This is a genomic window from Rhizobium sp. X9 (assembly GCF_018873185.1).
Taxonomy (GTDB): Bacteria; Pseudomonadota; Alphaproteobacteria; order Rhizobiales; family Rhizobiaceae; genus Agrobacterium; species Agrobacterium oryzihabitans.
Window position 1 is genome coordinate 711,702 of the sequence record NZ_CP071311.1, and the last position, 13,973, is coordinate 725,674.

Genomic DNA, 13,973 nt, shown 5'->3' on the forward strand with positions numbered 1-13,973 from the left:
GGTAGGAAGAGGACAGGGTTTGGTTGACGTGTATGATGGCTGTCGCTCCGTGACGATGCGTTCGCTGGTGTCGCGCCCGGCACTTCTCTCTATCCTGTGCGTTTCGATGCTGAGCGCCTGCACCACCACGGGCACCCGCCCGTCGGGCGGCGGCCTGTTCGGCCGATCGTCGCAGCCTTCGACGCCTTTCCTTGCCAATCTTGAGGGTGGCATTGTCGGGCGAAGCGGCGTGCAACTCGACAGGGGCGACCAGACCAAGGCGCTGGAAGCCGAATACAAGGCGCTGGAAACGGCCCCGGTCGGCACGCCGGTATCCTGGACCGGCGATGACGCCAAGGGCCAGGTGGTCGCCAATGCGCCCTATCAGGTCGGCAACCAGAATTGCCGGCAATATTCCCACAGCCTGACGGTTGACGGGCGCGAAACCAGGGTGCGCGGCGCGGCCTGCCGTAATGCCGATGGAAGCTGGTCTCCCCTGACCTAAATCACTTTGACGTAAATCAAGGTGGCGAACCCCGCGCAATGACAGGAAGAGGCATGGCCGCACAGCCAGAATGTGCCGGCGGTGCGGCGTGATGTCTCAAATTCACGTCATTGCCGCGCTTCATGTTTCCATGTGCCGCGCATTCGAGTAATTGAGCCTTATGTTCTGGATTGTCGTTGCGATACTGACGGCGGCTGTCGCCATCGTCCTGATGTACCCGCTGATGCGGAAGACCGAGGTGGCTGAGACGCGCCGCGACGGCGAAGTTGCCGTCTATCGCGACCAGCTTGCCGAACTGGACCGTGAACGCGCCGCAGGCCTGATCGGCGAGACGGAGGCCGAATATGCCCGCGCCGAAATCGGCCGCCGGCTGCTTGCCGCTGCCGATGCCGGACAAAATGCTGAGAGCAGCAGCCGACCGCTGAGGCACAATCTCGCCGCGACCCTCATCACCGTTCTGCTGCCGGCACTCGGGCTCTGTCTTTACATCTGGAACGGCAGTCCGGATGCGCCGGACATGCCGCTGGAGGCACGTCTTGAAAAACCCGGCAACGACATGAACCTGCTGATCGCCCGGGCCGAAAGGCATCTGGCGGAGAACCCGAATGACGGCGCCGGCTGGGATGTTCTCGCGCCGATCTATTTCAAGACGATGCGGCTCGGGGATGCCGAGCTTGCCTATCGCAACGCTATTCGTATTCTCGGATCGAGCCCGGAACGGCTGACGGGCCTTGGCGAAACGCTGGTGGCTGGCAATGACGGCATCGTCATCGAGGCCGCACGCGACGCTTTTGCTGCGGCCGAACGGCTGAAGTCCGGCAATCCGCGCGCCCGCTTTTACCTGGCGCTTGCGCTGGAGCAGGCCGGCAAGGCGGAAGAGGCGCGCGCAGCCTTTGCCGCACTGGCCGCCGATGCGCCGGCCGGCGCGCCATGGCTGCCGCTGGTGCGCGAACACCTTGCCCGGACCGGTGGCGCGGCGGCCCCTGCCGCACCTGGCCCGACCGCAGGTGACGTGGCAGCGGCAAACGACATGACGCCTGCCGACCGGCAGGCGATGATCGAGGGCATGGTGGCGAGCCTTGACGCCAAGCTGAAGGAAAACCCGGCTGATTTTGAGGGCTGGATGCGGCTGGTGCGCGCCTATTCCGTGCTGAAGAACGAAGCCAAGGCCGGAGAGGCCCTGCGGGCGGGACTGAAGGCTTTCCCGCCGGAGGGTGAGCAGGGTAGGCAGCTTCTGGCGCTGGCGAAGGAACTGGGCGTTTCCGCCGGGCCGCTTCGGGGGAACGCGCCGCAGAATGCGATGCCGCAGGGAGTGACGCAATGACCCGCAAACAGAAACGACTGGCGATCATCGGCGGCGGCATGAGCTTCATCGTTGCAGCCGTACTGCTCGTCATGTTCGCCTTCGGCCAGTCCATTGCCTATTTCTACATGCCGGCCGATCTGGAGAAGACGCCGGTCGATCCCGGCACCCGCATTCGCCTTGGTGGGCTGGTGGCGGAAGGTTCCGTCAAGCGTGGCGAGGGCCGCACGGTGAGCTTCACGGTGACCGACGGAGAAGCGAACGTGCCGGTCAGCTATACCGGCATCCTGCCCGATCTCTTCCGCGAAGGGCAGGGCGTGGTGACGGAAGGCGTTTTTGATGCCGCCACCCACGGTTTCGTGGCCGACAGCGTGCTGGCCAAGCATGACGAGAACTACATGCCGAAGGAAGTGGCCGACCGGCTGAAGGACAAGGGCCTCTGGCAGCACACGGAAGAGGGCGGACAGCCTTCGGGCACTGCGACTGAGGGGGCTTCGGCCGACAAGACCGGAGCGACGAAATGATCAACGAGATCGGCCACTATGTTCTGGTTCTGGCGCTCGCCGTGGGGCTGATCGTCTCGACGCTGCCGGTGATCGGCGCGCGGCGCAACGACCGTGCGCTGATGGATGTCGCCTCGCTCGGCTCCATCGTGATGTTCCTGCTGGTGGCCTTGTCCTTCGCGGCACTGACCAGGGCCTATGCCGTCTCGGATTTTTCCGTTCGCAACGTCTGGGAAAATTCCCATTCGCTGATGCCGACGCTCTACAAGCTGACGGGCGTGTGGGGTAACCACGAAGGCTCGATGCTGCTATGGTTGCTCATTCTGGTGTTTTTCAGCGCGCTTGTTGCCGTCTTCGGTCGCAATCTTCCGGAAACGCTGAAAGCCAATGTGCTTTCCGTACAGGCCTGGATCTCCGTCGCCTTCCTGCTGTTCATCCTCCTGACGTCCAATCCGTTCCTGCGTCTTGAGCCGGTGCCGGCAGAAGGGCAGGACCTGAACCCGATCCTTCAGGATTTCGGTCTCGCGATCCATCCGCCGCTGCTTTATCTCGGTTATGTCGGCTTTTCCGTCTGCTTCTCCTTCGCTGTCGCAGCCCTTCTGGAAGGCCGCATCGATGCGGCCTGGGCGCGCTGGGTCAGGCCATGGACGCTTGCCGCCTGGACCTTCTTGACCGCCGGCATCTCCATGGGTTCCTATTGGGCCTATTACGAACTCGGCTGGGGCGGCTGGTGGTTCTGGGATCCGGTCGAAAATGCTTCCTTCATGCCATGGCTCGCGGGAACCGCGCTCCTGCATTCGGCGCTCGTCATGGAAAAGCGCGAGGCGCTGAAAATCTGGACCGTGCTTCTGGCGATCATGACCTTTTCCCTGTCGCTGCTCGGCACCTTCCTCGTCCGCTCCGGCGTTTTGACTTCGGTCCATGCCTTCGCCACCGATCCGAGCCGCGGCATCTTCATTCTCGGCATTCTCACGATCTTCATCGGCGGAGCCTTTGCGCTCTTTGCATGGCGTGCGCCTTCGCTGAAAGCCGGCGGCCTGTTCGCGCCGATCTCGCGCGAGGGTGCGCTCGTCCTCAACAATCTGATCCTGACCGTCTCGACCGCGACCGTTCTGATCGGCACGCTTTACCCGCTCATTCTCGAGACCCTGACGGGAGAGAAGATTTCGGTCGGCGCGCCGTTCTTCAATCTCACCTTCGGCCTGCTGATGATCCCGATCCTGATCGTCACGCCCTTTGGCCCGATGCTGGCCTGGAAACGCGGCGATCTTCTGGGCGCCTTCCAGCGGCTTTATGTGGCGGCGGCGATTGCTGCCCTTGCCGGGCTGACGCTCTGGTACGTGGAAAATGGCGGTCCGGTGCTGGCGGCGCTCGGCATCGCAGCCGGTTTCTGGCTGATCCTCGGCGCGTTGGCCGATCTCTGGTATCGCGCCAATTTCGGCAAACTGGCCTTCGGTATCGCGTTCCGTCGCCTGAAGGGCCTGCCGCGCTCGGCCTTCGGCACCGCGCTGGCGCATATGGGGCTTGGCATCACCGTGCTCGGCATCGTCATCGTCACCACCTTCGAGACCGAGACGGTGCTGGAAATGAAACAGGGCATGGTGGCGGAGGCGGGCGGCTACAGCCTCACCTTCGATGGGATCCGCCATGCCGTCGGCCCGAACTTCACCGAGGATCGCGGCCATTTCACCATCCGCAAGGCCGGTGTGGAGGTGGCCGATGTCTGGTCGTCCAAACGGCTCTATACCGCACGCCGCATGCCGACGACGGAAGCCGGCATCCTGACCTTCGGCCTCAGCCAGCTCTACGTCTCGCTGGGTGACCCCATGGACGATGGCGGCATGGTGGTGCGCATCTGGTGGAAACCCTTCATCCTGTGCATCTGGGGCGGCACGCTATTCATGATGGCGGGCGGTTTCATCTCGCTCTCCGACAGGCGGTTGCGGGTGGGTGCGCCGAACCGCAAGGCAAAGCCGGTGCGGGCCTCTATGCCGGAGGCGGCGGAATGAGTGGGGCCTTGCTACCCTCATTCCTGTGCTTGTCACAGGAATCCAGCCGACGCGCGTCCGCGCGGCGAAAGAGTCCCTCCAGCCCAAGGACTTGGGCTGGCTGGATTCCTGTGACAAGCACAGGAATGAGGGAGGTTGTGGCGGGACTTACGCTCCTTCTCGTATTCTTGTTTGTCTCTCCAGCCTTCGCCTTCAATCCGGACGAGGTGCTGAAAGACCCCGTGCTGGAACAGCGCGCCAGAAACCTGACCTCGCAGCTGCGCTGCATGGTCTGCCAGAATCAGTCGATCGACGACAGCAATGCCGAACTGGCGCGCGATCTGCGCGTTCTGGTGCGCGAACGGCTGGTTGAGGGCGACAGCGACAAGGCGGTCATCGATTACGTCGTGTCGCGCTATGGCGAGTTCGTGCTCCTGAAACCGCGCCTCAGCCTTCGTACCGTGCTGTTGTGGGGCGCGCCCATCGGCCTCACCCTTGCCGGGGTTTTTGCCGTCTTCATCTTTTCGCGCCGCCGGGCAACGCAGGAACGGCCGGAAAAACTGAGCGCGGACGAAGAAGAGCGAATTCGCAATCTCATTGAAAAATAACCGATTTCCATGTCGGTCCCCGGTTCTTTTTCAACATTACGGATTTTTCATTCGTCAGACACTTCGCCGTAAGGTGTTGCCTCCTATATCTTCATCATCCACCGCTTCCATCCCGGTCAAACGGGCCCCAGTCTGAATGAAGAAAGAAGGTACACTATGTCTCAATCGCAAAACGGACGTTCCTCACTGAAGACGGCCTCGCTGAAGACGGCTCTGAAGGCCACGACCGTTGGCGGCCTTGCCGCGCTGATGCTCTCAACCGGCATTGCAGCACCGATCGTCCATTCCCTTGCCGCTCCGGTCGAGGTGACTGCGCCGCAGGTTCCGAGCTTCGCCAATGTGGTTGATGCCGTTTCGCCCGCGGTCGTCTCCGTTCGCGTACAGTCGAATGTGCAGCCCGCTTCCGATGATGCCAGCAACTTCTCCTTCAATTTCGGCGGCCGTGGTCTCGACCAGCTGCCCGACGACCATCCGCTGAAGCGTTTCTTCAAGGAGTTCGGCGGCGGCCAGAACCAGGATCGCTCCGACCGTGGCCCGAACCGCCACCGTGACGGCAAGGGTCCACTGCGCCCGGTTGCTCAGGGCTCCGGCTTCTTCATCTCCGAAGACGGTTATATCGTCACCAACAACCATGTGGTCGATGACGGTTCCGCCTATACGATCGTCATGAACGACGGCACCGAACTCGAAGCCAAGCTCGTCGGTCGCGACCCGCGCACCGATCTGGCGCTCCTGAAGGTCGATGTGAACCGCAAGTTCACCTATGTGCAGTTTGCCGATGACAGCAAGATCCGCGTCGGTGACTGGGTCGTTGCCGTCGGCAACCCCTTCGGCCTCGGCGGCACGGTCACCTCGGGCATCATTTCCGCCCGTGGCCGCGATATCGGCTCCGGCCCCTATGACGATTACCTGCAGATCGACGCCGCCGTGAACCGTGGCAACTCCGGTGGTCCCGCTTTCAATCTCAACGGCGAAGTGGTCGGCATCAACACCGCCATCTTCTCGCCCTCCGGCGGCAATGTCGGCATCGCCTTCGCTATTCCGGCATCCGTCGCCAAGGACGTGATTGCCGACCTGCAGAAGGACGGCAAGGTTGAACGCGGCTGGCTCGGCGTGCAGATCCAGCCTGTCAGCAAGGATATCGCCGAATCGCTCGGTCTCGCTGAAGCAAGCGGCGCGCTCGTCGTTTCGCCGCAGTCCGGCTCGCCGGGCGACAAGGCCGGCATCAAGCAGGGTGACATCATCACCGCGGTCAATGGCGATCCGGTCAAGGATGCCCGCGACCTGTCGCGCCGCATCGGTGGCATGGCCCCCAATGCCAAGGTTGAAATCTCGCTCTGGCGCGGCGGCAAGTCGCAGTCGGTCACGGTGACGCTTGGCGATCTCGCAAGCGACGACGCTTCCAAGGCGACGCCGACCCAGAACGACGACAAGGGCAGCCAGTCTTCCAGCGAGAAGGTCCTGTCCAGCCTCGGCCTGACGGTTTCGCCCGCCGATGACGGCAACGGCCTTGCCATCACCGATGTCGATCCCGACAGCGACGCCGCTGCCCGTGGCCTGAAGACAGGTGAGAAGATCACCTCCGTCAACAACCAGCAGGTTGCCTCCGCCGCCGATATCGAGAAGATCCTCGAACAGGCCAAGAAGGACGGGCGCTCCAAGGCACTGTTCCAAATCCAGACGGACGACGGCAGCCGTTTCATCGCTCTGGATATCGACCAGGGTTGATAATTCGAATGACGATGCCGGTTTCCTCGAGAGGCCGGCATCGTATCCCGCTCTTGAGATGGGGCGGTTGAGTATGGCAGGGCGTTGCGGCCCGTTTCTTCTCCCCGCCGGGGAGAAGATGCCCCGAAGGGGCAGATGAGGGGGCAACCTCTCGATCTATCGCTAACGTCGCCCCCTCATCCCGCTGCCGCGGACTTTTCCCCGGCGGGGAGAAGAAACAAGCGGCACCCGCCTGATCCATAGGCGATTGTTCCGCCTTGAAGCGCGATAGTGCTCAAGGCCATGTCTTCGGAGGAAATCTCATGGAAAACAAGGTTCAGGAAATGTCTGTCGCATCTCTTTCCGGTTGTGCGGAAAAGGGCGAGGGCGCTATTGTCCCGCACATGAAGATTCTTGTCATTGAAGACGACCTCGAGGCTGCGGCCTATATGACCAAGGCGTTCCGCGAAGCCGGGATTGTCGCCGATCACGCCAGCGACGGTGAGAGCGGCCTGTTCATGGGCTGCGAGAATGCTTACGACGTGATGGTGATCGACCGCATGTTGCCGCGCCGCGACGGGCTTTCCGTCATCAGCGAGCTGCGTCGCCGCGGCATCGAGACGCCGGTTCTGATCCTTTCCGCGCTGGGGCAGGTGGATGACCGCGTCACCGGCCTGCGCGCCGGCGGTGACGATTATCTGCCGAAGCCCTATGCCTTTTCCGAACTGCTCGCCCGCATCGAGGTGCTTGGCCGCCGCAAGGGCAAGCCCGAGCAGGACATGGTCTACCGCGTCGGCGATCTTGAGCTTGACCGGCTGTCGCATGATGTCCGCCGGGGCGGCAAGGAAATCCTGCTGCAGCCGCGTGAATTCCGCCTGCTGGAATATCTGATGAAGAATGCCGGCCAGGTGGTGACCCGCACCATGCTTCTCGAAAATGTCTGGGACTATCATTTCGACCCGCAGACCAACGTCATCGACGTGCATGTCTCCCGCCTGCGTTCCAAGATCGAGAAGGACTTCGAGAAGCCGCTGCTGAAGACCATTCGCGGCGCCGGTTACATGATGAAGGACGAGGGCTGATTGGCGAAAATGGCCCGCCTCAGAATAGTGTTCCGGTCGACAGCGGTGCGCCTTTCGGCGCTCTATATCCTGCTGTTTGCGCTCTGCGCCGCCTTCCTCGTCTTTTATGTCACCGCCCTTTCCGAACGGCTGCTGAACCAGCAGACGCGCGACGCGGTGCTGCAGGAAGTCTCGGATGTGCAGCGCATCTATAATCGCGGCGGCATCAACCCACTTCTGCGGATGATGGAGCGCCGCGCCCGTCAGCCGGGAGCGAGCCTCTACGTGATTGCCGGGCCGAACGGCGAAATCCTTGCCGGCAACGTCGCCTCCGTGCAGCCCGGCGTCTTCGACAAGGAGGGCTGGACGGGCTTCCCGTTCCGTTATGAACGTTATTCCGAAAGCGGCGACAGCGTGCAGCATCTCGCCACCGCCAATGTCTTCATGCTGGATAACGGCCTGCGCATCCTGATCGGCCGCGACCTTGGCGAACCGACCAAGTTTAGGGCGCTGGTGCGCAACGCGCTGATGGTGGCGCTGGCCATCATGGGCGGCGGCGCGCTGCTCATCTGGTTCGGCATCGGCCGCAATGCGCTGAAACGTATCGACCGCATGTCGGCGGCGACCAAGAAGATCATGGCCGGCGACCTTTCGCAGCGCCTTCCGCAGGGCCGTTCCGGCGACGAATTCGACCGGCTTTCCGGCTCGCTCAACGCCATGCTCGGCCGCATCGAAAAGCTGAACGAGGGTTTGCGGCAGGTCTCCGACAATATCGCCCACGACCTCAAGACACCACTGACACGGCTGCGCAACAAGGCGGCCGCAGCACTTGACGACGATGACGAAACCAGACGGCGTGCCGCACTTGAGGGCATCATTGCCGAATCCGACCAGCTCATTCGTACCTTCAACGCGCTGTTGATGATTTCCCGCGTCGAGGCTGGCTCGATAGCCGCCGAAATGACCGATGTGGACATGTCGGCAATCGCCGCCGACAGCGCCGAGCTTTACGAGCCGGTGGCCGAGGATGCCGGGCTTGTGCTTGCGGCTGAGATCGAGCCTGGCCTGTCCGTGAAGGGCAATCGCGAGCTGATTGGACAGGCGCTGTCAAACCTCATCGACAATGCCATGAAATATGCCTGTGAGGGCGAAGGTGACAAGAAACTCGTCGTCCGCCTTGTGACGGAACCGGAAGCCATCGTGCTTTCCGTTGCCGACCATGGCCCCGGCATCCCCGCCGACAAACGCGGCGAGGTGCTGAAACGCTTCGTGCGGCTGGACGAAAGCCGCTCCAAACCCGGCACGGGGCTTGGCCTGTCTCTGGTGGAGGCCGTGATGGAACTGCATGGCGGATCGCTCGTGCTTTCAGACACGGACGCCTCGAATGCGGCCTGCCCGGGATTGACCGTTTCGATGGTGTTTCCCCTTCCCAAGCCGTAGACTGTGCCGTCTGGCGAGGGTATCGCAGGCGAGATCGCATCGTGGCCGACAAAAGGAACTGCGGCGGATGGCAAACATATCTCCCTCGACCGGTGACCGACACCACCCGATCATTCTGTTCGATGCCGAATGCGTGCTGTGTTCCGTGAATGCGCAATTCGTGCTGCGGCATGATGCGGCCGGATATTTCCGGCTGGCATCCATGCAGGGAGACGTCGGTGCGGAAATCTACCGGCGTCATGGCATGGACCCGAAAGATCCGGTCAGCCTGCTTGTCGTGGAAGGCGAAAGGGTGCGGCAGGACAGCGACGCGGTTTTGAGCATTTACGAGGCGCTGGGCATGCCGTGGCGGCTGCTCGCCGTCCTGCGCATCATTCCCGCATTTTTGCGCGATCCCGTTTATCGTTTTGCCGCGCGTAATCGCTACCGTTGGTTCGGAAAACGCGAGCAATGCTGGGTCGCGCCGCCGGAATACAGGGACAGGTTCCTTTAACCCGGTGAGGGGCATCCGCCTAAGGCGTGCGGTAATTTTCGTGCCGGGAAAGATGCGCGGCCGGCTTGGCAGTGGCCGCGCACCCTCTCTCTGGGCGGGGTGCCCCGGCTCAGAACGTGTAGGCCACACCCACCATCGCGAATGGCTGAATATCCTTTTTCGACAATGGGCTGTCCTTGGCGTCGCCCAACAGGAAGCCAACACCGCCGGTGCCGGTGATCGACCAGTTCTCGGTCATAAGGTAAGTGAGGGAGGCGCTGGCATCGATGCGCTTGAAGCCTGCCTTGGCGTCATAGCGGCGCAGGCCGGAACGGGCGGATTGGGCCGAGGTGACGCCGAAATAGGACTTCATGTGCTTGTCGTCCGCCCAGGTGGCGGAAACGTCCGCTCCGAGGATGAATTGGTCGACTTTGTGCGAAACGCTGGCGCCGACGGTTGCGGTCAACCCTTCGCTGCCGCTGATGGTCTTGTCCACCTTGGCATAGACCTCGAAGGGGTCGAAGCCATAGGCGATAACGCCGCCGACCACGCCGCCCGCCTTGATGTCGCCCATTCCGCGAAGATTTTTCTTGTCGTCCTTTTCCTTGCGCCCGGCTTCCCAGCCGCCCTTGACGCCCAGTCTGAAGCCGTTGCTGTTCAGCAGGTTGACGGTGACGCCGCTGAAATCGATGCTCAGCGTATCGCCATACTCAACGGAAACCAGCGGAACCGCACCCGCTTCCAGCTTGTCCGAGCCCTCATATTTGGGAGCATAGGCAGCACCCACGCCGAGCGTGATCTTCCACTCGCTGGAACTGCTGTAGCGGGCATTGTCGAAATTGCCCTGCGGTTCGGCAAACCTGTCCGATTTGCCGATATCGGCGGCGAAGACGGGCGTGCAGACGGCCTGCGCCAGGGGCAGCGTGCCCAGGCACAAGGCCATTGCACGCAGGTTCTTTTGCCATTTCACTGTAAAAATCTGTTTCATGATCATATCCGTTGCAGCATCAAGCCTTGCAAAACCTGGGAGTCGGGTTTCGTTGAGGAGGACGCTACGCGGGCACAATTGCGGAGACATTACGCGAGATTGCCGGCCACGACTGAAATGGCGCTTCCGCATGCCGGGACCTGGAAAAGATCGGTAAAAACGGTTTTCCTGATCGCAAAGCGCCCCGCATTTGTTACAACGCGAGGTGTATGCGCCCGAAAGCTTCGACAATCGCGGCGGCAGGACGATTTTGCGGGGAGTGATCCTTCCCGAAAGTCAGGCAGCGTCGAAGCGCAGGACGCCCGGGAGAGGGAGAGAGACAGTGACGAAACGGGAAACCGCTGAAAGGCGGCTGAGCGAGGTTCTGCCGGGCGTTATCCGCCCCTATACGCAGACGGAACTGAAATCCGTTCTCTCGACGCTCAAGGATATCGCCAAGGCCGAACCGGCGGTGGCGGCGCTGCTCGCCGCCGAAAGCCCGCTGAAGGATTTCATCGCCGCGGCTTTCACGCTCTCGCCCTATCTGCGCGACATGGCGGCGGCGGATGAGGGGCTGCTGACGCTTGCGATTTCAAAGCCGCTGGAGCCGTTGCTCGCCGATCTTGTCCGTGAAGCGCGCGATTGCTGGAAACCCGGGGAAGAGGGCGGCGTGCCCGTCGAAAACGAAGTGATGTCGCGGCTGAGGATCGCCAAGCGTCGGCTTTCCTTCGTCGCAGCGCTTGCCGATCTGGCCCGCATCTTCACCGCCCGCGATACGACGCGCTGGCTGAGCGACATGGCGGATGCATCGCTCTCCGCCGCCATCGATCACCTGCTGCTCTCAGCCCATGAGAGCGGCAAGCTCAAACTGAAGAACGCCGCCGCACCAAGCGAAGGGTCCGGCCTGATCGTGCTCGGCATGGGCAAGCTCGGCGCGCGCGAACTGAACTATTCCTCCGATATCGACGCGGTGGTGTTTTTCGAGCCTTCAGCGGGCATCATGGACGACCCCTATGATGCGACGGAGAACTTCGGGCGCATGATGCGCCGCCTCGTACGCATCATGCAGGAGCGCACGGCCGATGGTTACGTTTTCCGCACCGATTTGCGGCTCCGGCCCGACCCCGGCTCGACGCCGCTCGCCATTCCCGTGGAAGCGGCGCTGCTTTATTACGAGGGCAGGGGCCAGAACTGGGAACGCGCCGCCTATATCAAGGCGCGGCCGGTGGCGGGCGACATCAAGGCGGGCGAAAACTTCCTGCGTGAGCTGACACCCTTCATCTTCCGCAAATATCTCGACTATGCGGCAATTGCGGATATTCACTCCATCAAGCGGCAGATCCACGCCCATAAAGGCCATGGCGCCATTGCGGTGAAGGGCCACAACGTCAAGCTCGGGCGCGGTGGCATTCGCGAGATCGAGTTCTTCGCGCAGACCCAGCAGCTGATTGCCGGCGGGCGTATGCCGGCGCTTCGGGTGCGCGCAACGCAGGAGGCGCTTGCAGCGCTGACCGAGGCGAAATGGATCGATGCCGAAACGCGTGACAGCCTGACGGACGCCTATTGGTTCCTGCGCGAGGTGGAGCACCGCATCCAGATGGTGCGCGACGAACAGACCCATGTGCTGCCGGACACCGAAGCCGAATTGAAGCGCATCGCCTTCATGCTTGGTTTCGAGGACACCAAGGCCTTTTCGGAAAAGCTGGAAGAGGTGCTGCGGCTGGTGGAGCGCCGTTATTCGGCCCTGTTCGAACAGGAAACGAAGCTCTCCGGTGAGGCCGGCAATCTGGTCTTCACCGGCCAGAAAGATGACCCCGATACGTTAAAGACGCTGTCAGCGCTCGGTTTCGGACGACCGGAGGATATTTCCCGCGTCATCCGCACCTGGCACAATGGCCGTTACCGGGCGACGCAATCGGTCGAGGCGCGCGAACGGCTGACGGAGCTGACGCCGGATCTGCTGAGGGCCTTCGGCGAAAGCAAGCGGGCGGACGAGGCGCTGCTGCGTTTCGATAATTTCCTCTCCGGCCTGCCGGCCGGCATCCAGCTCTTCTCGTTGCTCGGCAACAATCAGGCGCTGCTGTCGCTTCTGGTGATGATCATGTCTTCGGCCCCGCGCCTTGCCGAAATCATCGCCGCCCGCCCGCATGTCTTCGACGGCATGCTGGACCCGGCATTGATGAGCGACGTGCCGACGCGCGATTATCTCGCCCACCGCATGGGCAATTTCCTCTCCAATGCCCGCCACTACGAGGATATTCTCGACCGGCTGCGCATCTTTGCCGCCGAACAGCGGTTCCTGATCGGCGTCCGGCTGCTGACCGGCGCGATCCGTGGCGAAGTGGCCGCCCGCGCCTTCACCCATCTTGCCGATCTGGTGATAGAGGCGGCACTGAATGCGGTTCTTTCGGAAATGGAAGCGGCGCATGGGCTCTATCCCGGCGGGCGGGTGGCTGTCATGGGCATGGGCAAGCTCGGCTCCTTCGAGCTGACGGCGGGCTCGGATGTCGATCTTATCCTGCTTTATGACTACGACGATGCCGCTCATGAATCCACCGGCGCAAAGCCGCTCGATGTGGTGCGTTATTTCACCCGCGTCACGCAAAGGCTGATTGCGGCGCTTTCCGCGCCAACAGCGGAGGGCGTGCTTTACGAGGTGGACATGCGGCTTCGCCCCTCCGGCAACAAGGGCCCGGTGGCGACGCGCATTTCCGCCTTCGAAAAATACCAGCGCGAGGAAGCCTGGACCTGGGAACATATGGCGCTTTCCCGCGCCCGCCTCGTCTGCGGCGATGCCTCGCTGATGGAAGATGCGCGCCGCATCATTGCCTCGATACTGTCCCGCAAGCGCGATGTGGCAAAGGTCTCCGCGGACGTGCTGGAAATGAGAACTCTCATCGAGCAGGAAAAGCCGCCGGAAAACATCTGGGACTTCAAACTCATCAATGGCGGGCTGGTCGATCTGGAATTCATCGCCCAATATCTGGCGCTGGTCGGCCCGGTAAAGGGCCTCGCCGCGCACGAACCCGGCCGCAACACGGCCGAAGCGCTGCAGGCGCTCGCCGCGCCGGTGATGGAACCGCAATCCTTCGACGACTGCATGGCGGCAATGGGGCTTTATACCGAGATATCGCAGATCGTGCGGCTCTGCATCGACGGCGCCTTCAATCCGAAGGAAGCGCCGGCCGGTCTTATTGATCTGGTTTGCCGGGCTGGGGATTGCCCTGATATCTCGACTTTGGAGGGCGAGGTGAAACGGCTGGCGAAGGCGGTGCGGAAGGCGTTTGTGGTGACAGTGAAGAATGGTGATTGATGATTGATGGGGGTGGGTGGGCTTCACCCCCCTCTGCCCTGCCGGGCATCTCCCCCTCAAGGGGGGAGATCGGCAAGGAGCTAACATTCGCTCATTCGCAAAGTCAGAGATGGGCTAAAGGCTGCCG

The 13,973-nt window shown here is 62.2% G+C and carries 11 protein-coding genes; 10 read left to right on the top strand and 1 reads right to left on the bottom strand.

What is annotated here, in order from left to right; all coding sequences use genetic code 11:
• The first annotated feature begins 55 nt into the window (after positions 1 to 55).
• From JZY08_RS03490 to JZY08_RS03530, 9 genes are all read left to right on the top strand, one after another.
• Complete coding sequence (locus JZY08_RS03490) at positions 56 to 484, top strand: lipA protein (protein WP_003497058.1); 429 nt, start codon at positions 56 to 58, stop codon at positions 482 to 484.
• Between the two features lie 160 nt (positions 485 to 644).
• Positions 645 to 1,808, top strand: coding sequence for a c-type cytochrome biogenesis protein CcmI (gene ccmI, locus JZY08_RS03495; protein WP_216331011.1), 1,164 nt, complete (start codon positions 645 to 647; stop codon positions 1,806 to 1,808).
• Positions 1,805 to 2,311, top strand: coding sequence for a cytochrome c maturation protein CcmE (gene ccmE, locus JZY08_RS03500; RefSeq protein ID WP_216331012.1), 507 nt, complete (start codon positions 1,805 to 1,807; stop codon positions 2,309 to 2,311). Before ccmI ends, ccmE begins: the two co-directional genes overlap by 4 nt.
• Positions 2,308 to 4,299 carry a heme lyase CcmF/NrfE family subunit gene (locus JZY08_RS03505; protein WP_216331013.1) on the top strand — a complete coding sequence of 664 codons (1,992 nt, stop codon included), beginning with the start codon at positions 2,308 to 2,310 and terminating at the stop codon, positions 4,297 to 4,299. Before ccmE ends, JZY08_RS03505 begins: the two co-directional genes overlap by 4 nt.
• 125 nt (positions 4,300 to 4,424) lie before the next feature.
• Entirely contained in the window at positions 4,425 to 4,886 is a 462-nt protein-coding gene (locus JZY08_RS03510; protein WP_216331014.1) for a cytochrome c-type biogenesis protein, read from the top strand.
• Positions 4,887 to 5,042: 156 nt separating this feature from the next.
• The gene (locus JZY08_RS03515) at positions 5,043 to 6,614 is read left to right on the top strand and encodes a Do family serine endopeptidase (RefSeq protein WP_216331015.1); all 1,572 of its coding nucleotides are present in this window, start codon (positions 5,043 to 5,045) and stop codon (positions 6,612 to 6,614) included.
• Positions 6,615 to 6,916: 302 nt separating this feature from the next.
• A complete protein-coding gene (locus tag JZY08_RS03520; RefSeq protein WP_035218197.1) occupies positions 6,917 to 7,675 on the top strand; it encodes a response regulator transcription factor in 759 nt (252 codons plus the stop codon).
• Between the two features lie 9 nt (positions 7,676 to 7,684).
• On the top strand, positions 7,685 to 9,094 hold the full coding sequence (locus JZY08_RS03525; RefSeq protein WP_216331501.1) for a HAMP domain-containing sensor histidine kinase: 1,410 nt from the start codon (positions 7,685 to 7,687) through the stop codon (positions 9,092 to 9,094).
• A 67-nt stretch (positions 9,095 to 9,161) separates the two neighbouring features.
• Positions 9,162 to 9,587 carry a thiol-disulfide oxidoreductase DCC family protein gene (locus tag JZY08_RS03530; protein WP_216331016.1) on the top strand — a complete coding sequence of 142 codons (426 nt, stop codon included), beginning with the start codon at positions 9,162 to 9,164 and terminating at the stop codon, positions 9,585 to 9,587.
• Between the two features lie 109 nt (positions 9,588 to 9,696).
• On the opposite strand, the gene JZY08_RS03535 is transcribed toward JZY08_RS03530, so the two are convergent.
• Positions 9,697 to 10,560, bottom strand: a complete 864-nt coding sequence (locus tag JZY08_RS03535) for a MipA/OmpV family protein (protein ID WP_216331017.1) — start codon at positions 10,558 to 10,560, stop codon at positions 9,697 to 9,699.
• A gap of 316 nt (positions 10,561 to 10,876) precedes the next feature.
• On the opposite strand from JZY08_RS03535, the gene JZY08_RS03540 reads away from it, so the two are divergent.
• A complete protein-coding gene (locus JZY08_RS03540) occupies positions 10,877 to 13,846 on the top strand; it encodes a bifunctional [glutamine synthetase] adenylyltransferase/[glutamine synthetase]-adenylyl-L-tyrosine phosphorylase (RefSeq protein ID WP_216331018.1) in 2,970 nt (989 codons plus the stop codon).
• Positions 13,847 to 13,973 lie beyond the last annotated feature (127 nt).